Below are 24,459 nucleotides of genomic sequence, written 5' to 3'. Positions count from 1 at the left end.
GAGGGTTTCCCGACGAGGGGCGCTAGCGGCGGCTGGCGCGGAATTCCCCCGGCGTCATGCCGGTCCAGCCTTTGAAGCTGCGATGGAAGGAGCGGGCCTCGGTGAAGCCGAGGTAGCAGGCGATGTCCTGGATCGGCAGGTCGCTGCGGGTCAGGTAGTGTTCGGCCAGTTCCTGGCGCAATTGGTCGAGGATTTCCTGGTAGCTGGTGCCGGCCTGTTGCAGATGGCGTTGCAGGGTACGCACGGTCATGGCGAATTTTTCCGCCACGCGCTCCTTGCGCGGCAGGCCGTCCTTGAGCAGCTGGCGCAGGGCGTTCTTGACCCGTAGCGGCAAGGGCTCGTCCTCGTCGAAGCCGGCCATCAGGGCGAGGGCGTGCTCTTCGAGGGTGCGCAGCAGGTTGGCGTCGGCCTGGCGCAGGGGGACGGCGAGGTATTCCAGCGGCACCAGCAGGGCGTTGAGCGGTTGGCCGAACCTCACCGGGCAGCCGAACACCGTTTCGTAGTCGTCCTGGGTCGTACCGGTCGGGCGTTCATGTTCGAGCCAGACCTCCTGCGGCGAGCGGTCCACGCTGTCGGCCATCCAGCGGGCGTAGAGCAGCCAGGAGGCGAGCACGCTTTCCACCATGTGCCGGCGGATGTCCGGGGTCCGGTGCCGGCAGCTCCAGATCAGCCGCACGTGATCGCCGGCTGCTTCGATGCGGCTGGTGCCCATGTCGCCCACCAGTTTCTCGTAGGGCACGATGCGGCTCATCGCTTCGCCGAGGGTGGCGCAGTTCATGGCGATGTAGCCGAGCACGCTCCAGGAGCCGGGCTGCACGTAGCGCGCCGAGTGCAGGCCGAACAAGGGGTCGGCCGAGGCCTCGATCAATGTGGCCAGCAAGGCTTCGTGGGCTTCGCCGGGCAGGCGCTGGTTGTTGTCGCGCAGGTCATCGGCAGCAAGCCCGGCAGCCGCGAGCGCCGCGTCCGGGTCGAGGCCCAGCTCTTCGGCATGGCGCAGGTATTTGAGCAGGGCGGAAACCGAGGTGTAGCCAAGGGAATGCATGGCGTCGTGCTTGTTGTCTTGATTGGCGACAGGGGCTGGCCCGATCCGACAGTGACGACCATCGGCGGCCGGCTAGTATAGGCAGCCATTGGCGGTAATCGAAACTGGCTTGAGAGGAGTGCGGCATGCGGCGTTGGAACGGTTGGGGCGACGAGGCGACGTTAGTGGAGCTGCCGGCCCATGGTGGCGAGTTCCTTGCCGCGCGTATCGGCCCTGGGCAGGCGCTGCCGGATGCCAGCCTGGAGCAGGTATTGGCCAAGGTGCCGGAGTCGCGCCTGGCGGCCCACCCGCTGATCGTCACTCGCGCCGAGGACCGCGTGCGCCATGCCCGCGGGCAAAGCCTGCCGGACTGGCTGGCCATGCGCTCGGGTGACTTCGGCGTGTTCCCCGACGGGGTTGCCTACCCGGAAACCGCCGAGGACATCCGCAAGCTGATGGCCTGGGCGGCCGAGCAGGACGTGCTGTTGATCCCCTACGGCGGCGGCACCTCCGTGGCCGGGCACATCAACCCGCCGGAGTCCGGCAAACCGGTGCTGACCCTGTCCCTGGAGCGCATGTACAAGCTGCTGGAGCTGGACGAGCAAAGCCTGGTCGCCACCTTCGGGCCAGGCGCCACCGGCCCGCAGGTGGAAAGCCAGTTGCGGGCCCGCGGCTATACCCTCGGGCATTTCCCGCAATCCTGGGAGCTGTCGACCCTCGGCGGCTGGGTCGCGAGTCGCTCCAGCGGCCAGCAATCGCTGCGCTATGGGCGCATCGAGCAACTGTTCGCCGGCGGCACCCTGGAGACCTTCGCCGGGCCGCTGGAGTTGCCCACCTTCCCGGCGTCCGCCGCCGGCCCTGACCTGCGTGAACTGGTGCTGGGCTCGGAAGGGCGCTTCGGGGTGATCTCCGAAGTCAAGGTGCGGGTCACCCGCCTGGCCGAGCGCGAAGCCTTCTATGCGGTGTTCCTGCCGAGCTGGGGGCAGGCACTGGAGGCGATCCGTACCCTGGCCCAGGCACGGGTGCCGCTGTCCATGCTGCGCCTGTCCAATGCCATCGAGACCGAGACCCAGCTGGCCCTGGCCGGGCACCCGCAGCAGATCGCCCTGCTGGAGAAATACCTGGCGCTGCGTGGCTGCCGGGAGGGCAAATGCATGCTGACCTTCGGCGTCACCGGCAGCCGCCTGCAGAACGCCGCCTCGCTGAAGCAGGCGAAGAAACTGCTCAAACGCTTCGGCGGCGTGTTCACCGGCACCCTGCTGGGCAAGAAGTGGGCGGAGAATCGCTTCCGCTTCCCCTACCTGCGCGAAGGCTTGTGGCAGGCCGGGTATGCAGTGGACACCCTGGAAACGGCCACCGATTGGAGCAACGTCGACAGCCTGCTGAACACGATCGAGGCCAGCCTGCGCGGCGCGTTGGCCAGCGAAGGCGAGCAGGTGCATGTGTTCACCCACCTGTCCCATGTCTACGGCGAAGGGTCGAGCATCTACACCAGCTACGTGTTCCGCCCGGCGGACAGCTACGCCGGCACCCTGGAGCGCTGGAAGAAACTCAAGGGCGTCGCCAGCACGGTGATCGCCCACAACCGCGGCACCATCAGCCACCAGCATGGCGTCGGTCGCGACCACGCGCCCTACCTGCCGGTGGAGAAGGGCGTGCTGGGCATGGCTGCGCTCAAGGCGATGGCCGGGCATTTCGACCCGCAGGCCCGGCTCAACCCCGGCGCGCTGATCGAAGAATGAACAACTGGAACGCCGCCTGGCGCGAGCGGGCGCTGCCCGAACTGGCGACCCGCGAGTGGGACCTGATCGTGGTCGGCGGCGGCATCACCGGCGCCGGTATCCTGCGCGAGGCGGCGCGGCGCGGCTGGAAATGTCTGCTGCTCGAACAGCGCGACTTCGCCTGGGGTACCTCCAGCCGCTCGTCGAAAATGGTGCACGGCGGGCTGCGCTATGTCGCCAAGGGGCAACTCGGCCTGACCCGCGACTCGGTGCGCGAACGCCAACGGCTGCTCAGCGAGGCGCCGGGTCTGGTGGAGCCGTTGAGCTTCGTTATGGCCCACTACCGCGGCGGCTTTCCCGGTCCGAAGGTCTTTGGCGGGCTGCTGGCGGTGTACGACGCCCTGGCCGGCAAGCGCAACCACCTCTACTACCCGCTGCAGCAGCTGCGCTTCCTGGCGCCGGGCCTGAAGGAGGACGGCCTGCTCGGCGGTACGCGCTTCTTCGACGCGGTCACCGACGACGCCCGCCTGGTGCTGCGCGTGCTCGGCGAGGCGCGCGCCGAAGGTGGCGAGGCATTGAATGGCATGAAGGTGGCGCAGCTGTGCCGGGACAACGGCCGGGTGGTCGGGCTGGTCGCCAACGATGCGGAGAGCGGCCGTCAGTTCACTTTTCGCGGTCGTGCTGTGGCGCTGGCCACCGGCGCCTGGTCCGATCGCCTGAGGAACAAGGCTGGCAGCGAGTCCATACGACCGCTGCGCGGCAGCCATCTGTTGCTGCCGGGCTGGCGCTTGCCGGTGGACCACGCGTTCAGCTTCATGCATGGCGAGGACGGCCGCCCGGTGTTCGTGTTTCCTTGGGAGGGGGCCACGGTGGTCGGCACTACCGACCTTGACCACGGCGACGATCTCGATCAGGAAGCACGCATCAGCCCGGCTGAGGTGGACTACCTGCTGGCGGCCTGTGCCCAGCAGTTTCCGTCCGCTGCCATCGCGCGCGACGACGTGCTGTCGACCTGGGCCGGGGTTCGCCCGGTGGTCAGCGACGGCGCCCCAGGCACCAAGCCGTCGGACGAGAAGCGCGAGCACGCGCTCTGGGTCGAGCCCGGCTGCGTGACCCTGGCCGGCGGCAAGCTGACCACCTTTCGCCTGCTGGCGCTGGAGGTTTTGCGCGCTTGCGCGCCGATGCTCGGCAAGTCGGTGGAGGATCGTGGCACGGCAGTCTTTCGTGCCGTGCAGCCGGTGCCCCTGCCGCAGCTCTCGCCGAGCCGGCAGAAGCGCCTGGCCGGGCGCTACGGGCGCTATCTGCCGGAGGTTGCCCAACTGATCGATGTTCGCGGCTGCGAGCGGGTCGGCGCCAGCGAAACGCTCTGGGCCGAGCTGGCCTGGGCCTGCGACAACGAACTGGTGCTGCACCTGGACGACCTGCTGCTGCGCCGCACCCGCCTCGGGCTGCTGCTGGCCAACGGCGCGGCCGCCGAACTGCCGCGCATGCGCACCCTGTGCCAGTCGCGCCTGGGGTGGGACGACCAGCGCTGGGCGCAGGAAGAGCAGCGCTATCGAGCGCTCTGGCAGCGCTGCTACAGCCTGCCGGCGTGAGCGCTGGAAGCGAAGGTGTCGATGTGCGGCGGCAGGCGCGGGCGGTTGCCGGTGGGTAGGTGATGTCGGTCGGCGACTGGATATCAGGCAAGCGGGTGCTCGCTGGGGTGCCCGGCAATCAACAAGAACGGAAGTATTTTCTTGAGTGAATCAAGCTATCTGCTGGCCATCGACAACGGGACCCAGAGCGTGCGCGCGTTGCTTTTCGACCTGGAGGGCAACCTGCTCGGCAAGGGCAAGGTGGAGCTGGAAGCCTACTACTCCAAGCAGCCCGGCTGGGCCGAGCAGGACCCGGAATACTACTGGCAGAGCCTCGGCGAGGCCTGCCGGCGGCTCTGGCAGGCGGTGCCCATCGACAAGCGGCTGATCAGGGGCGTGTCCCTGACCACCCAGCGCGGCACGGTCATCGCCGTCGACGAACAGGGCCAGCCGCTGCGCCCGGCAATCCTCTGGCTGGATCAGCGCCGCGCCGAAGTGCCGGGCAGGATCAAGGGGCCCTGGGGCTGGCTGTTCAAGCTGATCGGCGAAGAGGCGACGGTGGACTACTTTCGCGCCCAGGCCGAGGTCAACTGGATCGCTCAGCAGCAACCGGACATCTGGAGCAAGACCCACATGCTGTTGCTGCTGTCTGGCTTTCTCACCCAGCGCCTGACCGGCCGCTTCGTCGATTCTGTGGGCTGCCAGGTGGCCTATCTGCCGTTCGACTACAAGCGACTGCAGTGGGCGGCGCCGAGGGACTGGAAGTGGCAGGCGATGCCGGTGCGTCAGGAGCAGTTGCCCGAGCTGTACAAGCCCGGCGAGCGGCTGGGTTGCATCAGCGCCGAGGCCAGCCGGCATACCGGCATTCCCGAAGGGTTGCCGCTGATCGCCGCCGGCTCGGACAAGGCCTGCGAAGTGCTCGGCGCCGGCGGGGTCGAGCCGAGCATCGCCTGCCTGTCCTATGGCACCACCGCGACCATCAACACGACCCGCAGCCGCTATTTGGAGACCATCCCGCTGATCCCGCCGTACCCGGCAGCGATTCCCGACCACTACAACACCGAGGTGATGATCTACCGCGGTTTCTGGATGGTCAGTTGGTTCAAGCAGGAGTTCGGCCTGCGCGAGATGCAGCGGGCCAAGGAACTGGGCGTCGAGCCCGAGGCACTGTTCGACGAACTGGTCGACAGCGTGCCGCCCGGCAGCATGGGCCTGATGCTCCAGCCTTATTGGTCTCCCGGCATCCGCGAGCCGGGGCTGGAGGCCAAGGGCTCGATCATCGGCTTCGGCGACGTGCACACCCGTGCGCACATCTACCGGGCGATCCTCGAGGGGCTCGCCTACGCCCTGCGCCAGGGCAAGGAGCGCATCGAGAAGCGCTCCGGCACTCGCGTGGAGCGCCTGCGGGTCTCCGGCGGCGGCTCGCAGAGCGATGCCGCCATGCAGCTCACTGCCGATATCTTCGGCTTGCCGGCCGAGCGTCCGCACGTGTACGAGACCTCTGGCCTCGGTGCGGCAATCGACTGTGCGGTGGGCCTCGGTCTGCACGCCGATTTCCCCAGCGCCATTGCCGCCATGACCCGTGTCGGCGATGTGTTCCAGCCCAACGCCGAGGCACGGCAGGTATACGAACGGCTCTACCAGGAGGTCTACCAGCGCATGTACAAGCAGCTGCGCCCGCTGTACCGCAGCATCCGCGAGATCACCGGCTACCCGGCCTGAACCTGGTGTCCGCTACGCCAGGGATAGGGCCGCTGGCAACGAGGTCTAATCTCTTCAGCAGCTCCCGTGCAGGCGCGGGAGGCGCCCGCCGGGTTCCGGCCATGCCGGGCGAAGGCGGGGGTTTGCTGCTATAACCTCAATCAGCGCCATCGAGAGTCGAGAAGGGGAGACACGCTTGAAAGTGCTAATCGTCGACGATTCCGCCATGTCCCGGAAAATGGTGATGAAGGCCCTGCCACCGGAGTTCCAGTTAGACGTCAGCCAGGCCGCCAATGGCGAGGAAGCGTTGGCGGCCTATCATGCAGGTAATGCCGAAGTGATATTCCTGGACTTGACCATGCCGGTGATGGATGGCTTCAAGACCCTGGAAATGCTCAAGCGCGAGGAGGCCAACGCCGTTGTCATCGTCATCAGCGCGGATATCCAGCCGCAGGCCCAGCAGCGGGTGCGGGAGCTCGGTGCGGCCGCCTTCGTGAAGAAGCCGATCACCGCCGAGGCCATGCATGCCGCCTTGTTCGAAATAGGTCTGATTTAAATGAGCAGCCTCATGAGTCTGAACGAAGAGCAGCGGGACGCCTTGCAGGAACTCATGAACGTGGCGATGGGCCAGAGCGCCGATCGCCTTGCGCGGCTGACCGAGACCTTCGTCACCCTGTCGGTGCCGCGCATCCACCCCATGGAGGGGGCCCAGGCCAACCTGCTGGACAAGCTGATGATCGCCGGGCAGCCGGCCATCGTCACGCGGCAGTCGTTCCTCGGTCGCCTGCGTGGCGAAGTGCTGGTTTGCTTCGGCGAGAACGGCGCAGACCAACTGGCCGAGCTGATGGGCTACGAGGGCGAAGACAGCGGCGGCATCCAGGAAGAGTTGATGCTGGATGTCACCAACATCCTTACCGGTGCCTGCATCAATAGCCTGGCCCAGCAGATCGACATCAAGGTCAGCTACGGCGCGCCTTCGCTGTTGTCCCGCGGACGCTCGCTGCAGGAGGTGCTGGGCAGCCAGGTACTGCAGGGGCACCAGACCCTGGTGCTGGAGATTCACTTCGAAGTCGCCAGCCATAGCTTCTACTGCGATCTGCTGGTGTGCATCGCCGAGGAAACGGTATCCACGGTCATCGAAGTGATCGACCGCCTGTTGAGTGATTTCTGACCCGATAAGGATGCGAAATGGCAGTCATCACCCCGGGGGGAAACCTGCATACCGCGCTAGAGTCCGTACTTCAGCAGATCAACAATGGCGTGCTGTTGCTCGACAGCGAATACCGCGTGGTCTTCTGGAACGATTTCATGGTGGTCAACAGCGGCAAGCCGAGCGATGAGGTGATCGGCCGCTCGTTGTTCGATCTGTTTCCCGAACTACCCAGGCTGTGGGTCAAGAAAAAGATCGACAGTGTCTTTACCCTGCAGAACCTCGCCTTCACCTCCTGGCAACAACGTCCGCACCTGTTCGATTTCTCCGATAGCAGGCCGATCACCGGGCAGGGCCAGACGATGTACCAGGACTGCACGTTCTTTCCCGTTTTCGATTCGAGTGGCAATGCGATGTATGTCTGCCTGGTGGTGGTCGATGCCACCGAGACGGCCGCGCAGCATCTGGAAATGGAACGGCTCAACAACTTGCTGCGTGCCGAGAAGGACGAACAGGCGCGCCTGATCAAGAAACTCGAAGAGGCGCAGGCGCAGTTGCTGCAGTCGGAGAAGATGGCGGCTATCGGCCAGTTGGCGGCGGGTGTTGCGCACGAGATCAATAACCCGGTCGGCTACGTCTACTCCAACTTCTCCAGCTTGCAGAGCTATGTCGGTGACTTGCTCAAGCTGATCGACACCTTTAGCGAAAAGACCAAGGGTTTGCCCGAGGGCGGGTTGCGCGCCGAGATCGAGCAGGCGTGCCAGGCGCTGGACTATGAGTTCCTGCGCGAGGATATCGGTGCCCTGGTGCGCGAATCCCGCGAGGGGTTGGAGCGGGTCAAGCGCATCGTCCAGGACCTGCGGGACTTTTCCCATATCGACACGGCCGACTGGCAGATGGCCGACTTGCACAAGGGCCTGGACAGCACGCTGAACGTGGTCTGGAACGAGGTGAAGTTCAAGGCCGAGGTGGTGAAGAACTATGGCGAGATCGAGCCGGTCGAGTGCATTGCCGCGCAGCTCAACCAGGTGTTCATGAACCTGATCATCAATGCCACCCATGCTATCGAGACCAAGGGCACCATCTGGCTGGAAACCGGCCGGCAAGGCGACTGGGTGTTCGTGCGGGTGCGCGACGACGGCTGCGGTATCGCTCCGGAAAACCTGCCACGCCTGTTCGAGCCGTTCTTCACCACCAAGCCCGTGGGCTCGGGCACCGGCTTGGGCCTGTCGGTTTCCTACAACATCATCAACAAGCACCATGGGCGTCTGGAGGTGGAAAGCGAGCTGGGTAAAGGCACGGCCTTTACCGTCTGGCTTCCCCTGCGCCAGCCCGAACCGGCCATTACAGGCGTTCCTGCCTGACGCGTCGTTCAGGCGCAGCCGTGACCGCCGGGTCGTCGCCGCTATGCGTGGCGGCAGACCTTCTCTCCAGCGGCGCGGTCCATATCGAGCAGGCCGTTGAAACGCTTGGGCGAAGCAGCCGTGAGGCCAGTCGCCCTCGACAGGATGAGGCGAAAAGTGGAGCCTGCTTAAACGCGTCGGCCACGCCGGTGGTCTTTTTCAGGCTCACTCCAGAGAAACAGCCCATGAACGAACGCAAGGCCCTACTGATTCTGCATGGCAAGCAGGCGCAGAACGAAGAGGTGCGCGCGGCAGTGCGAACCCGCCGTGACGATGGCTGGGAGCTGGCCGTGCGGGTGACCTGGGAGCCCTGCGATGCGCAGCGCTTCGTGGCCGAGGCGCTGGATGCCGGCTACCCGACGATCATCGCCGGCGGCGGCGATGGCACCCTCAGCGAGGTGGCCGAGGCGCTGGCGCAGGCTCCGCAGGAGGCCAGCCTGGCTCTGCTGCCGCTGGGCACGGCCAACGACTTCGCGCGCGCTGCCGGGGTTTCCCTGGTGCCGCTGGAAGCGCTGGCGCTGCTGGATGAGCCCGCCCGGCCGCTCGATCTCGGCGACGTGGATGGGCATCTGTTCCTGAACATGGCCACCGGCGGCTTCGGCTCGCAGATCACCGCCAGCACCTCGGACGAGTTGAAAAAACTGCTCGGCGGCACCGCTTACCTGCTCACCGGACTGACCCGCTTTGCCGAAGTGCATCCGGCGTTCGGCCGCTTCCAGGGGCCGGGTTTCGACTGGGAAGGCGAGTTTCTCGCCGTCGGCATCGGCAATGCCCGCCAGGCCGGTGGAGGGCACGTGCTGTGCCCCGATGCCTTGGCCGACGATGGCCTGCTCGACCTGTGCATCGTGCCGGCACCGCAGGATCTGGTGGGCACCCTGGGCACGCTGCTGTCCGGTGGCGTGCTCGGCCTGGAGGCGATTTCCGTCCGGGCACGGTTACCCTGGATCACCCTCGAAGCCCCGGAAGGCCTGCATCTGAACCTGGATGGCGAACCGGTGGGGCCGGATACACACTTGCGCTTTTCCATTCGCCGCCGGGGCTTGCGAGTGCACCTGCCGGCAGGGTCGCCCATCCTGGCCTCACCGCCCGCGGAGCGGCAGGAGCAGGAACTGGCGGTGCTGGAGTCGGGCCGCTGAACCGTGGAGCCATGCAGGTTGAGGCCATGGTGCTCACTCGGCGCTGCCTTCCCCTGGATGCCGGCCTTCGCCGGTATGACGGAGTTGTCCGGGGGGCTCGTCGTTCGTGCCGTACAGGCCACCCCCGGCTCTCCTGCGCGTTTCGCCGTTCCATCCAACCGCCACCCCGCAGGCCGGGGCCCAGGGAGCACTACCAGGACGCCGGACGCTGCCTGCCGCTGAGGGCTGACCTTCGCCGGCAATACTGGTTATTGCTGGTTCGGGACGTCTGCCGCGGTGGCTCGCCGATGCGTCGGGGAGGCGCATTTGTGTGCGCGCCTCTGCCGGATTGGCGGGTCAATCGTCCGGGCTGATGATGCCTTCGCGAATGGCGAACAGCACCAGCCCCGGCACGTCGTGGATCTGCACGCGCCGCATGATCTGCGAGCGGTGTGCCTCCACGGTCTTCACGCTCAGGCCAAGGCCCTCGGCGATGGTGCGGGTCGACTGGCCGCGGGTGATCAGCCTGAGGATCTCCAGTTGCCGCTGGGTCAGTTCATGTTCGGGGTGGCTGCGGGAAACGGCCTGTTCGATTACCGGTTGCACGATGGCCGAGCTGAGGTAGCGATCGCCTCTCCGTATCGCGTCCAGCGCCATGCGCAACTCGGCGGTGGCGGAGTTTTTCAACAGGTAGCCGTTGGCGCCTTTTTGCAGCGCTTCGAGCACCACCTCCGGGTTGGAGTGCATGGACAGGATCAGCACCTTGCTGTCGGGATCGCGGCGCTTCAATGCTTGCAGGGCTTCGAGGCCGCTGACGTTGCGCATGGTGATGTCCAGCAGAACGATATCCGGGGCCAGCTCGCGGGCCAGTTCGACGGCTTCCTTGCCGTCCTCGGCCTCGCCGACGATGGTGTAGCCATCTATGTCGTGTACCAGCGCCCGGACACCCGCGCGAATCAGGGCATGGTCGTCGGCGAGCAGCAGGCGGCAAGTCATGGCCTGTCCCCCGCAAGGCGGCAGGAAGGTGTTCGGCGGTCGAGGAGGGGTGACGGCTGAAGGACACAGGTTCGCATCATTACCATTGCTCCTTATCCCTGCCGAGCTCTGGCGAACCCGGTCCTTGGGCGTGCACCGGCGAAGCGGTGACGAACTACTGAGCGTTAATCATAGGAAGTTCTGGCGAAAGCGAAAGTTCAAGGCGCAGCGCGCCCTGCCCAAGCGGAAGGGTTTCCGCAGGCAAAGCGCGCCGCGCCGGCCGTGGCCCGCAGGCGGATTACCGTCTGTCTGCTTTCTGCAGACCGGGGATGGCCTCTGCGCGGGCATACTGGCCGATGACCCTCGGTAGATTGGCCAGCGCTTCGGTGGATTCCGCTGCGCCCATGCGCAGCGCTTCCTTGGGCATGCCGAACACTACGCAGCTGGCTTCGTCCTGGGCCACGGTGCGTGCGCCTGCTTCGCGCATGGTCAGCAGGCCGCGGGCGCCGTCGTCGCCCATGCCGGTCATGATGATGCCGAGGGCATTGTGGCCGGCGTGGCGAGCCACCGAGCGGAACAGCACGTCCACCGAGGGCCGGTGCCGGTTGACCGGGGGGCCGTCGAGCACTTCGACAAAGTACTGGGCGCCGCTGCGCTTTAGCTGCATGTGCTTGCCGCCCGGCGCCAGCAGTGCCAGGCCGGGGCGGACCCGGTCCAGATGCCTGGCTTCGCGCACTTCGATCTGGCAGATGCTGTTCAGCCGTTCGGCGAAGGCCGCGGTGAATTTTTCCGGCATGTGCTGGACGATGACGATGCCGGGCGAGTCGACCGGCAATTGGCGCAGCACCAGCTCCAATGCCTGGGTGCCACCGGTGGACGTGCCCAGTGCCACCACCCGGTCGGTGGTGGTCAGGGCCGCTTGCGGGCAGCTTTCCAAGGCTGGCTCGGGCACCAGGCGCGATTTACCGGGCATGGCACGGGGATGACTGCGGGCGGCGATTTCGATCTGCTTGATCAGCTCGCCGGAGAGCTGCTGCAGGCTGTCCTTCAGGCCCAGGCGTGCCTTGGTGAAGACGCCGACGGCACCGGCGGCCAGTGCATCCAGCGTGATGGCCGCGCCGGCCTCGGTCAGGGTCGAGCAGATGATGGTGGGCGTGGGGCGCTCGGCCATCAGCTTGCGCAGGAAGGTGATGCCGTCCATGCGCGGCATTTCCACGTCCAGCACCAGCACATCCGGCCAGTCGCGCTGCATCTTTTCCAGGGCGAAGAGCGGGTCGGCGGCCTGGCCGATGACGCGGATGTTCGGATGGCTGTCGAGGCAGGCGGTGAGTACCTGCCGTACCAGGGCAGAGTCGTCGACGATGAAGACATTGATCATGCTTTGCCCGTCAGTAAGGTGGGTGTGGCGAGGCATTGGCAGACCAGGCTGCCATCGCGTCCGTTGAGGGTGAGCCGGCGATATTCCTTGCCGCCCAGGTGTTCGTGGTCGATGCGCCAGCCCAGCAAATGGAACTGTTCGCGAGCGAAGCGCACGTTGGCCGCACCGACCTGCGTCTTCGGGTTGTCACCGCAGTTGATGCGGCTGCCGCCGCCGAACAGGCCCTTGCGAAACTCGCTGGCTTGGGTGCCGTGGCGGCGCATATCGCTCAGCAACTGGTGGAAGACGCCCTCGCCGTAGCGAGTGTCATGGGCGTCCGAATCGCGGCTGCGCGCCAGCAGAAAGTGCGAGATGGCGACCAGCCGTCGTTGCGGGTGCCAGAGTGTCACCGCCACGCAGGAACCGAGCAGGGTGACGATCGAGCCGTCGAACTCGCCGAAGAAGTAGTCACCTGGCAGGACGAACTGATGGCTGCTCACTGGAGGCGATAGACCGAGGGGGCCACGGTGCGCAGCGGCAGGTTCAGCCCGTGCAGGCTCTCGGCGTGGCCGATGAACAGCAGGCCGTCCGGGCGCAGGCGTTCCAACAGGCGAGCGACGATGGCGCGCTTGTCTTCCGGCGTGAAGTAGATCAGCACGTTGCGCAGGAAGATCAGGTGAAAGTCGTCGACCTCTCTGGGAATCGGCCGCATCAGGTTGATTTCCCTGAAGCTGACGCGCTGGCACAGGGTCGGCGCGACGCGAAACATACCCTCGTATTGGCCGATGCCGCGCAAGCAGTGGCGTTTCAGCCAACCGGTGGGGAACTGGCCGGCCTCGTCCATCGGGTAGACGGCGGCGCGAGCCTTGTCGAGCATGCGCAGGCTGAGGTCGCTGCCGAGGATCGACCAGTCGTCATGCCGTGCGTGCTCGGCCATCACCATGGCCAGGCTGTAGGGCTCCTCGCCGGACGACGAGGCGGCGCTCCACAGCCGCAGCGGGCCTTGCCTGCTGCCCAGCCAGTCGGCGAGGAAGGTGAAATGCTGCGGTTCGCGAAAGAAGTAGGTCTCGTTGGTGGTCAGCAGATCGATGACCAAGCGGCGTTCTTCCTGCTGCTTGCCATCGCTCAGCAGTTTCAGGTACTCGCCGTAGCTGGACAGGCCCAGCGCCCGCAAGCGGCGCATCAGGCGGCCCGCCATCAGGGGCCGCTTCTGCTCGCTCATGCGAATGCCGGACTCTTCGGCCATCAGCGCCTGCAGATGCTTGAATTCCCGGTCGCCCAGCACCGGCAGGCCTGAACTGCTCATCAGCTGGCCTGGGCCACGGCGCGGTTGATCTGCAGGATGTCGTCCAGCGAGAGCACCCGGCGCACGTCGAGGATGATGGTGAATCCGCGCTCGTCGCGGGCCATGCCGGCGATGAAGTCGGTGCGGATGCCGGCCCCGAACGGCGGCGCGGGTTCGACATCGCCGGCTTCGATGTCCAGCACTGCATCCACCGCATCGACCACCAGGCCGATGCGTTGATGCAGGTCGTCCAGCTCCAGCTCGATGATGACGATGCAGGTGCGTTTGCCCGGCACCGTCAGTTCAAAGCCGAAGCGCGCGGCCAGATCCAGCACCGGCACCACATTGCCGCGCAGGTTGATCACGCCATGGATGCACGGCGGCATCATCGGCACGGTGGTGATCTGCCCGTACTCGATGATTTCCCGCACCAGTTCGATGGGCAGGGCATAGCGCGCCTGCCGCACCCGGAACGACAGGTTCTGCACGCTGGTCGGCGTGCTGTCCTGGGAGAGAACTTGAGGAAGGTTCATGCGCGCGTCCCTCCGTCAGCTGAAGCTGACGAACTGGCCTTCATCGACCCGGGCGGCGACCGGGTGCTCGCTGCGTGGCGAGCGAGCGGGGCGCTGCGGCAGGTTGCGCACGTTGCTGTCGCGACGCACGTTGCTGTGGGAACCGCCGGTTCCGGTCGAGCCATCAAGGCGGAAGTAGCTGATCAGCTCCAGCAACTGGCTTGCCTGGGCATTCATCTCTTCTGCGGTCGCGGCCAGCTCCTCGGAAGCCGAGGCGTTCTGCTGGGTGATCTGGTTCATCTGGCCCATGGCCACGTTGATCTGCCCGGCACCAACGCTCTGCTCCTGGGACGCGGCGGTGATCTCCTGGACCAGGTCGGAGGTCTTCTGGATATTCGGCACGATCTCGTCGAGCAGCGAGCCGGCCTGTTCGGCCAGGTGCACGCTGTTGCTGGCGACACCGCCGATTTCCTGGGCGGCCACCTGGCTGCGTTCGGCCAGTTTGCGTACCTCGGCGGCGACCACGGCAAAGCCCTTGCCGTGGTCGCCGGCACGGGCGGCCTCGATGGCGGCGTTCAGCGCCAGCAGGTTGGTCTGGTAGGCGATGTCGTCGATGATGCCGATCTTGTCGGCGATCTGTTTCATCGCGATCACCATGTCGCGGACCGCACGGCCACCTTCCACCGCATCGTTGGCGGCCTTGCCGGCGATGCCGTCGGTGATCTTGGCGCTCTCGGTGTTCTGGGTGATCGAGGCGGACATCTGCTCCACCGAGGCAGTGGTTTCCTCGACGCTGGCGGCTTGCTCGCTGGCGGCCTGGCTCAGGGACTGCGAGGTGGCGCTGACTTCCTCGGAGGCCGAGGACAGGGAATCCGCCGCGCTGCGCACATCGCCCATGATGGTGCGCAGGCGCTCGGTCATGTGCTTCATGGAGGCCAGCAGCTTGCCGGTCTCGTCCTTGCGGTCGACTTCGACCTGGATGCCCAAGTCGCCGGCGGCCAGGCTGTCGGCCACGCTGACGGCTCGGTTCAACGGGCGGGTGATGCTGCGGGTGACCAGGATGCCGACGCCGAAGCCGAGCAGGGCGGCGATCACTACCAGGACGATCATCTGAGTACGCGAGCTGAGATAGATCTGGCTGATTTCGTCGTTCGACGCGCTGGCGCTCTTGCGCCGGAAGTTCACCGCCTCGGTCATCAGGGCATCGACGATGTCGGCGCGCTGGGACAGTTCGGGCAGCTTGCGGCCGGCAGCGCTTTCTTCCTGTACGTTGCCCGAGGCCAGGTGCAAGCCGAGCACTTCCTTCAGGGTACTTTCATAAGCCTTCAGCGGCTCATCCAGGCGATTGACCAGGGCCTTGCCCTCTGCCGTGGTGAACGACTGCTTGGCCCGCTCCAGGGAGGCCCAGGTATCGACGATGGCCTGCTTGCTTTTTTCCGCCGCGGCGTCGCGGGCCTCGTAGGAGGTGGCCAGAAGCGCTACGCGCAATGAGCGGCCAGCGACGATCAGGGTGTAGTTGGCGTTCTGCATTTCGTTCAGGCCAACCAGATCGCGTTCATACATGTTGTCGGCCAGTTCGTTGACCTGCCCGAGGTTGCGTATGCCGACCAGCCCTACCGCGACGGTCAGGACCACCACCAGGAGAAAGCCCAGGATCAGGCGCATACCGATTTTCATGTTGCTAAAGAAGTTCATGCTGGGATTTCTCCTTGTTGACCGCTGATGTCCTGGCGTTGCTGGCCCATGCGGGAATCGGCAGCATTCGCTTCGACGTGGTTTTGCAGATGACGGAACAGGCTGGGAATATCCAGGATCAGGGCGACTTGCCCGGTCCCTAGAATGGTGGAGCCGCCGACGCCCTGAAGATGTTGAAACAGGGGGCCGAGCGGCTTGATAACGGTTTGCAGCTCGCCGTGCAGGTTGTCGACGATCAGCCCGGCCTGTTGCCGGCCCTGGCTGACCACGACGATGTTGCGGCGTTTGCTGCGGCTGTCGGGCAGATCGAAATGGGCGGCCATCGACAGGCAGGGCAGGGGCTTGCCGCGCAGGTTGAGATAGCCGTAGGCACCATTGAGCTGCGCATCGTCCATTTCCAGGCACTCGGTGACCATGTCCAGCGGGATCACGAAGTGCTCCTCGCCAAGGCTGACCAGGAAGCCGTCGATGATCGCCAGGGTCAGCGGCAGGCGGATGCGAAAGGTGCAGCCATGGCCCAGGCGCGAGTCGATTTCGATGCTGCCGCGCAGGGCGTCGATGGCGCTACGCACCACGTCCATGCCGACGCCCCGGCCGGAGAGGTCGGAGACGCTCTCGGCGGTGGAAAAGCCGGCGGCGAAGATCAGCGCATGGATGTCCGGCTCGGCCAGGTTGGCCTGGGCATCGATCAGCCCGCGGGCGATGGCTTTTTCGCGAATGCGTTCGGTGTTCAGGCCGCGGCCGTCGTCGCCGACTTCGATGACGATCATGCCCGACTCATGGTAGGCATCCAGGCGCAACTGGCCCTCGGCCGGCTTGCCGGCGGCAAGGCGCTCCTCGGCCGGCTCGATGCCGTGGTCGATGGCGTTGCGCACCAGGTGGGTGAGCGGATCGGCGAGCTTGTCGATCACCGATTTGTCCAGCTCGGTATCGGCGCCGCGAATCTCCAGGCGGATGTTCTTGCCCAACTGCTGGCTGACGTCGCGCACCACCCGGTGGAAGCGGTTGAAGGTGTCGCCGATCTCGATCATGCGCAGCTTGAGTGCCGCCTCGCGGATCTGCTCGACGTGTTGGTTGACCGTCTGGGTGGTTTCCACGCAGCCGGCGTCACCGTGGGAGCGGGCGCGTAGCTGGGCGCCGGCGGCGCTGATCACCAGTTCGCCGACCAGGTTGATCAGCTCGTCGAGCTTATGGGCGGCGACGCGGATCTGGCTGCTTTCCTGGCTGCGCTTCTCGCGCACCGCCTGCTGCTTGGCCAGCGCAGCGTTGACCGCTTGCGGCGCGACCATGCCTTCTTCCACCAGCACCGCGCCCAGCGGCGGCTTCAGCTCCTGGGCCTGGGCCTGCAGGGCCAGGCCTTGCGCCAACTCGTGCTCGGTGAGCAGGCCGGCGGCCACCAGGATGCGACCGATGCGCGCGTCGTTTTCCGGCAGTTCCTGAATCAAGCGCAGGTAGTCGTCCAGCGCACTGTTCGGCGGCAGGATGCGCAGGGTGCAGAAGTCGCGCACGAACTCGAATACTTCCTCGATCTCGCTCTTGCTCGCCGAGGTGCACAGGTCGACCTCAAGGCCGAGGTAGCAGTTTTCCGGGTCCAGCTCCGCCAGGGACGGCAGGGCCTCGTCGATGGTTTCCAGATGCAGGATGTCGCCCAGACGGCCGAGGTAGCGCAAGAAGGCCGCCGGATCGAAGCCGTTGCGCAGCAGGTCCCCGTCGAAGCGCAGGGAAATGTGCCAGGCACCGTCGGCCTTGCACCCCTCGCAGGCTTCCAGGCGACCGCGGCTCTGGCAGTCGGCGGTTTCCACGGTGGCCACCGGGATCGCCGGCAGCGTCTGGCCGCTGTGCTGGCTGAGGGACTCAAGCAGTTCGGCCTGGTGTACCTCATCCACCGTCAGGTCGCCGCTGTCGACGTCGATCAGCTCCACCATCGAGCCGATTTCATCCAGGCAGCGCAGCATCAGCGAGATCAGCGGCGCATTCAGCTCGCGCTCGCCGTCGCGCACCAGCATCAGCAGGTTTTCCAGGTGGTGGGTGAAGTTCACCAGGGGCGTCAGCGAGAACAGGCCGGCGGAACCCTTGAGGGTATGCATGGCCCGGAACAGGCCGTTGATGGCGTCCTCGTCGGTGGGCGATTGATCCAGCAACAGCAGGTATTCCTCGGCCTGCTTGGCCAGGTCGCGAGCTTCTTCGATAAAGCCCTGCAACAGCTGGCTCCATTGTTCGCCATTGAACATCGCAGTCTTCCTCAGCCGTGGGCCGGCAGCAGATCCGGGTAAAGCGCCTGCAGGCGCAGCAGTTCGAGCAGTTCCAATACCGCGGCGCCGGGGTTGCAAACCTCCAGGCGGGCGCCGGCCTGGGCCAGGTGCCGCTGTGCCGCGAGCAACAGTTGTGCACCGGCGGTATCCAGTTCCTCGAGGGCCTGCAGGTCGAACTGCCAGTGATCGCCCGGCTCGTTGCCGAGCACTTCGAGCAGGGCGGCGTGGGCCTCGCGCACCTCGTAGATGGTCAGGTTGCCGGACAGGGCGAGTCGCGCCGGTTGTTCGCTGGGGTCATGGCTCAGCTGGAACATGCTCAGCCCACCAGCTTGTCGACGGCGGCCAGCAGCTGTTGCGGCTGGAACGGCTTGACGATCCAGGCCTTGGCGCCGGCGGCCTGGCCCTCGGCCTTCTTGCCCTGCTCGCTTTCGGTGGTGAGCATGACGATGGGGGTGAAGCGATAGTCGTTGCGCGCCTTGACTTCCTTCACCAGGCCGATGCCGTCCAGGTTCGGCATGTTCACGTCGCTGATGATCAGGTTGATCTTCTGGCCGTTGAGCTTGGTCAGCGCGTCGCGGCCGTCCACGGCCTCGATCACCTGGTGCCCGGCCCCGGTCAGGGTCATCTTCACCAGCTGGCGCATCGACATCGAGTCGTCGACGATGAGAATGGTCTTGGACATGTGGAGCTCCTTGTAGAGGTTTAGAAGAAGGTCACTTCGTTCTGCGGTGCGCTGCGGCGGCGGCCGTGGCGCTCCTCGTCGGTGGTGAAGTGCTGACGCAGCTCGCGCAGCCAGCGCTGGGGATTGGCGAGAATCTCGTCCTGGGTGCCGATGGCCTGTTGCATGCGCTGCAAGTCGTTCTGCACGTGGTCGAGCATCTGGTCGGTGCGGTCCTGGAACTGCAGGTTGACCACGATCTCTTCGATATCGGCCTGGGTGACGCGGGTGTCCTGCTGCAGTTGCAGCGAGATGCTGGAGAGTTCCTCCAGGTTCTGGCTGAGGCCCTGCATCACTTCGCCGGCGACGGTATCGAGGTAGCCGAGGTTGCTCGCCTCGCTGCTCGACAGCTCCTCGGCGGCGGTGACCGTCGAGCGGATGGCCTTGTTGATCTCGCCGACCTTCTCGCCCATGCGCTGGCCGGTTTCGGCAGACAGGGTGGAAAGCTTGCGCACTTCATCGGCGACCACCGAGAAGCCGCGGCCGTACTCGCCGGCGCGGGCGGCCTCGATGGCGGCATTGAGGGCGAGTAGGTTGGTCTGGCTGGCGATGTCCTGAACCAGCTTGGACATGCTCTGCAATTCGCTGGCGTAGTTGTTCAGCTCGCCGATGGTGCCGAGCAGTTCGGTCTTGCGTGCGCTGGCCTGGTGGAAGGCCTGGATCACTTCGTTGAGGCGGGCGTGGGCCTGGCGCAGGCTGTTGGCCATGCCGTTGCCGCCGATCACGCTCTCGGAATTGCTCAGGCTCTGGCGCAGGCGCTGGGTCAGCGCATCGAAGTGTTCGAACAGCTGGCGGATGTTGCTTTGCAGCAAGTTGCGCACCTGGCCGAGGTTCTGGCTCCAGGTCGGCAGCACTTCCAGCAGCAAGGGTTCCATGATCGGAGCGGCGGGAGCGATCTCGGTCGTGGGCTGGGGTTCGGCGTGGCTCGTGGCGGGCCCGGGGCGAAGGAAGAACGCGGCCACGGCGCAGGTGGCGGCGGCCGCGCCGCTGAGCCATGGCAGCCCCAAGCCCAGGCCGACAAGACCGATGATGATTCCTGACCAAAGTGTGCAGTAGGCAAACACGCGTCGCACTCCCTCTGTGGGTGACAGCTGGAGCGAACGATAGAGAGCCGTCGGCGACGGAGAAATCGGGGATTCCCCTAGACCACCCTAAGGGGGCGCCTGAGGGATGTAAGCGCCTGTCGCCTCGGGCCTTTCAGAGCTGTCAGGGTAGTGGCGAACGGCTATGCTGTGGAAGTCGACGGGGCTGCCGATAACCCTGTACTGACACCGGCATCGCACTATTGGTAGGAGCACACGATGGCGAGCATTCTCGATTCAGTAAACCAACGCACCCAACTGGTGGGCGAGAATCGCCTGGAAATCCTCATGTTCCGCCTGGCCGGGCGGCAACTGTTCGCGATCAACGTGTTCAAGGTGCAGGAAGTCCTGCAGATGCCCAAGCTGACGCTGATGCCCCAGCGGCATCGCTTCGTCTGCGGCGTGGTCAACCTGCGTGGCCAGACCCTGCCGGTGATCGACCTGTCCCAGGCCATCGGTATGCGCCCTCTGGTGCCGGACGAGCGCAGCACCATCATCGTCACCGAGTACAACCGCTCGGTGCAGGCGTTCCTCGTCGGCGGTGTGGACCGCATTCTCAATCTCAACTGGGAAGACATCCTGCCGCCGCCCGGCGGAGCAGGGCGCCAGCACTACTTGACTGCCATCACTAAGGTCGAGGAGCAACTGGTCGAGATCATCGACGTGGAAAAGGTGTTGGCGGAAATCGTGCCCTACAACGCCACGGTGTCCAGCGACCGCCTGGCCGATCCGATCTTCCAGAAGGCCCGCGGCCGCGAGGTGCTGCTGGTGGACGACTCCAGCGTGGCGCTGGCGCAGTTGCGCGATACCCTGACCCAGCTCGGCCTGAAGATGCACACCGCCAGCGACGGGCTCAAAGGCCTGGGCCTGCTGAAGAAGTGGGCCGACAGCGGCGCGGTGATGACCGACAAGCTGCTGATGGTCTTCACCGATGCCGAAATGCCGGAGATGGATGGCTACCGCCTGACCACCGAGATTCGCAACGACCCGCGCCTGAAGGATCTCTACGTGGTGCTGCACACCTCGCTGTCCGGCAGTTTCAACGAGGCGATGGTGAAAAAGGTCGGCTGCGACAATTTCCTCTCCAAGTTCCAGCCGGACAAGCTGGTGGACGTGATTCGCGAACGCCTGCTGCTGGACGAGGCGCGTTCCTAGACCGTTGCCCGGCGGTTCGTTCAGCGAATGCGCAGTTTGCCGATCCGGTCGCCTTCCAGGCTGCCCAGGTAAAGGTAATCGCCCACCGGCTTTGCCGAGGTGACCATGCGCAGATGGCTGCCGCTGGTGTCGTGCAGGCAGCGCTGGATGTTGCCCTGCTCATCGATGGCGAGCACCAGCCCATAGCGAATCGGCTTGGGCAGCATCGAGCGCGGCAGCTTGGCAACCTGTGCCTTGAGCCAGGGAAAGCGGTGCAGCAGGTCTACGCTGCTCTTGCGCGGGCTGGGCAGGGCCACCCAGAAGGTGCCGGCACCATCGCCCTGCAGGTTGTCCGGCAGGCCCGGCAGGTTGTCGACGAGCACCTCATGGCTACCGGCCTTCTCGCCCTTCAGCCAGTAGCGCAGGATGCGATAGCGATAGGTCTCGTTGACCAGCACGAAGTCTTCCCGCGCCGACAGCGCGACGCCGTTGGCAAAATACAAGTCGTCCAGCAGCACTTCGGTGCGGCCGGTTGCCGGGTCGTGGCGCAGCAGCCGGCCGTGGGGGCGGGCTTCCAGCAGATCGAGCATGTACTCGGGCTGGGTGAACTTGCTGGAGGCGTCGGTGAAGTAGATGCGGCCGTCGCTGGCGATATCCACATCGTCGGTGAAGGCGAAGGGCACACCGCCGGCTTCGCGCGCCAGCACCTCGATCCGTCCCTGCGGGTCTATGCGCAGCAGACCCTTGTGGGCATCGGCGACGACCAGCCTGCCAGTGCTGTCGAAATCCATGCCCAGCGGCCGGCCCTGGGTATCGGCGAACGTCTGCGGCGAGCCGTCGGCGCCGATACGCACTATTCTGCCATCATGCAGGCCCGCATAAACGCGCCCTTCGGCATCCACCGCGGTGTCTTCCGGGCCATCCAGTTGGCCCGGAGCGAGCAGTTCCGCCTTCATCAGGGTGTCGTTGGGCTCCAGCACGCCGGTCATGGCCGGCGCCTCGGGGGCCTGCCAGGCCAGCGGGTCGATGGGGCTCGGCGTCAGGGCCAGATAGCCGAGCGCGGCAATGGCCAGCAGGGCGACGACGCCCAGGAGCTTTTTCATGGCAATCCCTTGTGTTGCTGAGGTACGTGAGCGCGGCAGCATAGGAGGCGCGAGCGGCACGCGGCAAGTCGCGAATACCCGTGGCCTGCCGGGGTCGATATACTGCGCGCTTTTTTGCGGCGAATACCGTCGGGTTTCGCGGGGCGGCACCCGCAGCGGGTGACTTCTGCCCGGAACCCGTGGGGTAGCGCACGGCGCGAGTGGTGCATGGCCGAGCCGGGCGACCGCCTGTGGGTTGCCTTGGACACCTTCAGGGTGAAGTGTTCAGTGCTTTTTGTAGGAGAGCCGTGTGGCTATCGATATACATTGGATTTGTGACGACGCCAGCCTGGCCGCGCATTGCGCCGCCTGGCAGCAGCTACCGTACCTGGCCCTCGATACCGAGTTCATGCGGGTCGACACCTTCTATCCGCGTGCCGGGCTGGTGCAGGTCGGCGATGGCAACCGGGCGTTCCTGATCGATCCGTTGCTGATCGGCGACTGGTCGCCGTTCGCCGCGGTGCTGGAGAACCGCGGGGTGGTCAAGGTGTTGCACGCCTGCAGCGAGGATCTGGAAGTGCTGCAGCGGCTGACCGGCAGCCTGCCGCTGCCGCTGTTCGATACGCAACTGGCCGCGGCCTACCTCAATCTCGGCTTCTCCATGGGTTATTCGCGCCTGGTGCAGACGGTGCTGGACATCGAACTGCCCAAGGGCGAGACCCGCTCCGACTGGCTGCAGCGCCCGCTGACCGAGATGCAGGTGCGCTACGCCGCGGAAGATGCCCAGCACCTGGCCGAACTTTACGAAGCGCTGTGCCCGAAATTGTCCGCCGAGAAGCGTGACTGGGTCCTGGAGGACGGCGCCGAGCTGGTCGCCAACCTGGGGCGTGAGGTCGAGCCGGACGAAATCTACCGCGAGGCCAAGCTGGCCTGGAAACTGTCCCGCGCGCAGCTTGCCGTGCTGCGCCCGCTGTATGCCTGGCGCGAGCGCGAGGCGCGTCGGCGCGACCAGCCGCGCAACCGCATCCTGCGGGAGAACTCGCTGTGGCCGCTGGCGCGCTTCCAGCCCGCCGACCTGGTGGCGCTGGCGCGAATCGACGAAATGCACCCGCGCACGGTGCGCCAGGACGGCGAGACGCTGCTCAAGCTGATCAAGGACGCTGCCGCGCTGCCGCCCGCCGAGTGGCCCGAGCCGGTACCCGAGCCGTTGCCGGTGGAAGCCTCTGCGCTGCTGAAGAGGCTGCGCGCCATCGGCCAGGCCGAGGCCGAGCGCCTGCAGATAGCCCCCGAGCTGATGCTGCGCAAGAAAGTGCTCGAAGCGCTGCTGAAAAGCGGCTACCCCAATGGTCCCTTCCAATTGCCCGAGTCCCTGCGGGGCTGGCGGCGTGAACGACTGGGACAGGCCCTGCTCGACAGCCTGGCCGCCGAAGGAGAACGACTGTGAAACGCATCTGCTCCATCTACCGCAGCCCGCGCAAGCGGGACATGTACCTCTACGTCGAGAAGAAAGATGCCCTGGAGCGGGTGCCGGAAGGCCTGCTCGCGGCCTTCGGTGCACCGCAGCATGCCTTCGACCTGGTGCTCAGCCCGGAGCGCCAACTGGCCCGCGAGGACATTCACAAGGTCCTGGAGAACCTGGAAACCCAGGGCTATCACCTGCAGATGCCGCCGCCCGAGGAGGACTACATCGAGCACCTGCCGGAAGAACTGCTGCGCATGAACGACCCGATCTGACCGCCGATGCGTCTGCTGATCGCCGAGCGTAGCGGCGCCCGCTATGCCGAACTGCTGGCGCGGGCCGAGCCGGCGCTGGACATCGTCGCCAGCGACGATCTCGGCACGCTTGCCGCGCAAGCAGCCGAGTGTCCGCTGTGGCTCGGCCAGCCGGACCTGCTCGCCACACTGCTGCGACAAGGCCATCGACCCCTGTGGCTGCAGGCGACCTGGGCCGGCATCACGCCGCTGTTGGCCGACGACCTGCCGCGCGATTACCGCCTGAGTCGCGCGGTCGGCATCTTCGGCCAGGCGATGGCCGAGTACGTACTGACCTATCTGCTCGCCCATGAGCGGCACCTGCTGGGCCGCCTGGCCAACCAGGTCGAACGCCGCTGGGAGGCGCGCCCGCCGCGAAGCCTGGCCGGGCGGCGCGCGCTGATCGTCGGTTGCGGGGAGATCGGTACCGAGGTGGCGCGCTTCCTCGCACCCTTCGGCCTCGAACTGGAGGGCATCGCCAGCGCCGTCCGCGAGCAACCGCCGTTCGCCAGGATCGCACCGCTGGACCGGCTCGGCGACCGGGCGGCCGGCGCGGATTACCTGATCAACCTGCTGCCCGATACCCCGGCCACCCTGGACATCTATGACGCTGCGCTGTTTGCCCGCCTGGGGCCGTCCGCGCTGTTCATCAACGCCGGGCGCGGCAGTGCGGTGGTCGACGGCGACCTGGTCGCTGCCCTGGCGCAGGGACGCCTGGGCGCCGCGGTGGTCGATGTCTGCCGGCAGGAGCCGTTGCCCGCCGAGCATGCGTTCTGGACGGCGCCACGCCTGCTGCTCACCGGCCATAGCGCGGCACCGACACTGCCCGAGGCCATGGTCGGTCTGTTCCTCGATAACCTGCAGCGCTATCGCGCCGGCGAGCCCCTGCGTGGCCAGGTGGACTTCCCCCGTGGCTATTGAGTCCGGCGG

Annotated in this window: 23 protein-coding genes; 11 read left to right on the top strand and 12 right to left on the bottom strand. The window is 66.0% G+C overall.

Translation table 11 applies throughout. The annotated features are described in order from the left end of the window. Nucleotides 1-22: 22 nt before the first annotated feature. Nucleotides 23-1,042, bottom strand: a complete 1,020-nt coding sequence (gene gliR / locus ACWKV7_RS02725) for an AraC family transcriptional regulator GliR (protein ID WP_483856090.1) — start codon at nucleotides 1,040-1,042, stop codon at nucleotides 23-25. 125 nt (nucleotides 1,043-1,167) lie between these two features. Here gliR and ACWKV7_RS02720 point away from each other — a divergent pair, with 125 nt between their 5' ends. From ACWKV7_RS02720 to yegS, 7 genes are all read left to right on the top strand, one after another. Beyond that, entirely contained in the window at nucleotides 1,168-2,763 is a 1,596-nt protein-coding gene (locus ACWKV7_RS02720) for an FAD-binding oxidoreductase (RefSeq protein ID WP_483856089.1), read from the top strand. Continuing rightward, nucleotides 2,760-4,337, top strand: a complete 1,578-nt coding sequence (locus tag ACWKV7_RS02715; protein ID WP_483856088.1) for a glycerol-3-phosphate dehydrogenase/oxidase — start codon at nucleotides 2,760-2,762, stop codon at nucleotides 4,335-4,337. Before ACWKV7_RS02720 ends, ACWKV7_RS02715 begins: the two co-directional genes overlap by 4 nt. 141 nt (nucleotides 4,338-4,478) lie before the next feature. Next, entirely contained in the window at nucleotides 4,479-6,038 is a 1,560-nt protein-coding gene (locus tag ACWKV7_RS02710) for an FGGY-family carbohydrate kinase (RefSeq protein WP_483856087.1), read from the top strand. 181 nt (nucleotides 6,039-6,219) lie between these two features. Further along, entirely contained in the window at nucleotides 6,220-6,573 is a 354-nt protein-coding gene (locus ACWKV7_RS02705; protein ID WP_483856280.1) for a response regulator, read from the top strand. A gap of 12 nt (nucleotides 6,574-6,585) precedes the next feature. Then, complete coding sequence (locus tag ACWKV7_RS02700) at nucleotides 6,586-7,188, top strand: chemotaxis protein CheC (RefSeq protein ID WP_483856086.1); 603 nt, start codon at nucleotides 6,586-6,588, stop codon at nucleotides 7,186-7,188. Between the two features lie 17 nt (nucleotides 7,189-7,205). After that, nucleotides 7,206-8,531 carry an ATP-binding protein gene (locus ACWKV7_RS02695; protein WP_483856085.1) on the top strand — a complete coding sequence of 442 codons (1,326 nt, stop codon included), beginning with the start codon at nucleotides 7,206-7,208 and terminating at the stop codon, nucleotides 8,529-8,531. Nucleotides 8,532-8,755: 224 nt separating this feature from the next. Further along, a complete protein-coding gene (gene yegS, locus ACWKV7_RS02690; protein ID WP_483856084.1) occupies nucleotides 8,756-9,706 on the top strand; it encodes a lipid kinase YegS in 951 nt (316 codons plus the stop codon). 336 nt (nucleotides 9,707-10,042) lie between these two features. Here yegS and ACWKV7_RS02685 read toward each other — a convergent pair whose 3' ends face one another. The 10 genes from ACWKV7_RS02685 to ACWKV7_RS02640 form a co-directional block, all read right to left on the bottom strand. After that, complete coding sequence (locus ACWKV7_RS02685) at nucleotides 10,043-10,681, bottom strand: response regulator (protein WP_483856083.1); 639 nt, start codon at nucleotides 10,679-10,681, stop codon at nucleotides 10,043-10,045. 277 nt (nucleotides 10,682-10,958) lie between these two features. Next, entirely contained in the window at nucleotides 10,959-12,038 is a 1,080-nt protein-coding gene (locus ACWKV7_RS02680; RefSeq protein ID WP_483856082.1) for a protein-glutamate methylesterase/protein-glutamine glutaminase, read from the bottom strand. Then, the gene (locus tag ACWKV7_RS02675) at nucleotides 12,035-12,517 is read right to left on the bottom strand and encodes a chemotaxis protein CheD (RefSeq protein WP_483856081.1); all 483 of its coding nucleotides are present in this window, start codon (nucleotides 12,515-12,517) and stop codon (nucleotides 12,035-12,037) included. Before ACWKV7_RS02675 ends, ACWKV7_RS02680 begins: the two co-directional genes overlap by 4 nt. After that, the gene (locus tag ACWKV7_RS02670) at nucleotides 12,514-13,323 is read right to left on the bottom strand and encodes a CheR family methyltransferase (protein ID WP_483856080.1); all 810 of its coding nucleotides are present in this window, start codon (nucleotides 13,321-13,323) and stop codon (nucleotides 12,514-12,516) included. The genes ACWKV7_RS02675 and ACWKV7_RS02670 overlap by 4 nt, the downstream gene beginning before the upstream one ends. Then, nucleotides 13,323-13,835 (bottom strand): chemotaxis protein CheW, encoded by a 513-nt coding sequence (locus ACWKV7_RS02665; protein ID WP_483856079.1) that lies wholly within the window; start codon nucleotides 13,833-13,835, stop codon nucleotides 13,323-13,325. Before ACWKV7_RS02665 ends, ACWKV7_RS02670 begins: the two co-directional genes overlap by 1 nt. A gap of 15 nt (nucleotides 13,836-13,850) precedes the next feature. Continuing rightward, nucleotides 13,851-15,509: a methyl-accepting chemotaxis protein gene (locus ACWKV7_RS02660; protein WP_483856078.1), complete on the bottom strand. Its 1,659-nt coding sequence runs from the start codon at nucleotides 15,507-15,509 to the stop codon at nucleotides 13,851-13,853. Beyond that, nucleotides 15,506-17,740, bottom strand: a complete 2,235-nt coding sequence (locus ACWKV7_RS02655) for a chemotaxis protein CheA (protein WP_483856077.1) — start codon at nucleotides 17,738-17,740, stop codon at nucleotides 15,506-15,508. The genes ACWKV7_RS02660 and ACWKV7_RS02655 overlap by 4 nt, the downstream gene beginning before the upstream one ends. An 11-nt stretch (nucleotides 17,741-17,751) precedes the next feature. Continuing rightward, on the bottom strand, nucleotides 17,752-18,075 hold the full coding sequence (locus ACWKV7_RS02650; RefSeq protein WP_483856076.1) for an STAS domain-containing protein: 324 nt from the start codon (nucleotides 18,073-18,075) through the stop codon (nucleotides 17,752-17,754). Between the two features lie 2 nt (nucleotides 18,076-18,077). Then, a complete protein-coding gene (locus ACWKV7_RS02645; protein WP_483856075.1) occupies nucleotides 18,078-18,443 on the bottom strand; it encodes a response regulator in 366 nt (121 codons plus the stop codon). A gap of 20 nt (nucleotides 18,444-18,463) precedes the next feature. After that, a complete protein-coding gene (locus ACWKV7_RS02640) occupies nucleotides 18,464-19,186 on the bottom strand; it encodes a methyl-accepting chemotaxis protein (RefSeq protein WP_483856279.1) in 723 nt (240 codons plus the stop codon). A 594-nt stretch (nucleotides 19,187-19,780) separates the two neighbouring features. Between ACWKV7_RS02640 and ACWKV7_RS02635 the strand changes: the two genes are divergently transcribed. Next, nucleotides 19,781-20,716, top strand: a complete 936-nt coding sequence (locus ACWKV7_RS02635) for a chemotaxis protein (protein WP_483856074.1) — start codon at nucleotides 19,781-19,783, stop codon at nucleotides 20,714-20,716. A 20-nt stretch (nucleotides 20,717-20,736) separates the two neighbouring features. On the opposite strand, the gene ACWKV7_RS02630 is transcribed toward ACWKV7_RS02635, so the two are convergent. Further along, a complete protein-coding gene (locus ACWKV7_RS02630; protein WP_483856073.1) occupies nucleotides 20,737-21,798 on the bottom strand; it encodes an SMP-30/gluconolactonase/LRE family protein in 1,062 nt (353 codons plus the stop codon). A gap of 289 nt (nucleotides 21,799-22,087) precedes the next feature. On the opposite strand from ACWKV7_RS02630, the gene rnd reads away from it, so the two are divergent. Genes rnd through ACWKV7_RS02615 form a run of 3 tightly spaced genes read left to right on the top strand, consistent with a single transcriptional unit; the run spans nucleotide 22,088 to nucleotide 24,450 of the window. Next, nucleotides 22,088-23,221, top strand: coding sequence for a ribonuclease D (gene rnd, locus ACWKV7_RS02625; protein WP_483856072.1), 1,134 nt, complete (start codon nucleotides 22,088-22,090; stop codon nucleotides 23,219-23,221). After that, entirely contained in the window at nucleotides 23,218-23,511 is a 294-nt protein-coding gene (locus ACWKV7_RS02620; protein WP_483856071.1) for a YcgL domain-containing protein, read from the top strand. Before rnd ends, ACWKV7_RS02620 begins: the two co-directional genes overlap by 4 nt. Before the next feature lie 6 nt (nucleotides 23,512-23,517). Continuing rightward, a complete protein-coding gene (locus ACWKV7_RS02615; protein ID WP_483856070.1) occupies nucleotides 23,518-24,450 on the top strand; it encodes a D-2-hydroxyacid dehydrogenase in 933 nt (310 codons plus the stop codon). The last annotated feature ends 9 nt before the right edge of the window (nucleotides 24,451-24,459 follow it).

Source organism: Zestomonas ipomoeae, from assembly GCF_057128665.1.
The sequence above is the reverse complement of the archived record's forward strand: the minus strand, read 5'-3'. Positions and strand labels throughout refer to the sequence as shown.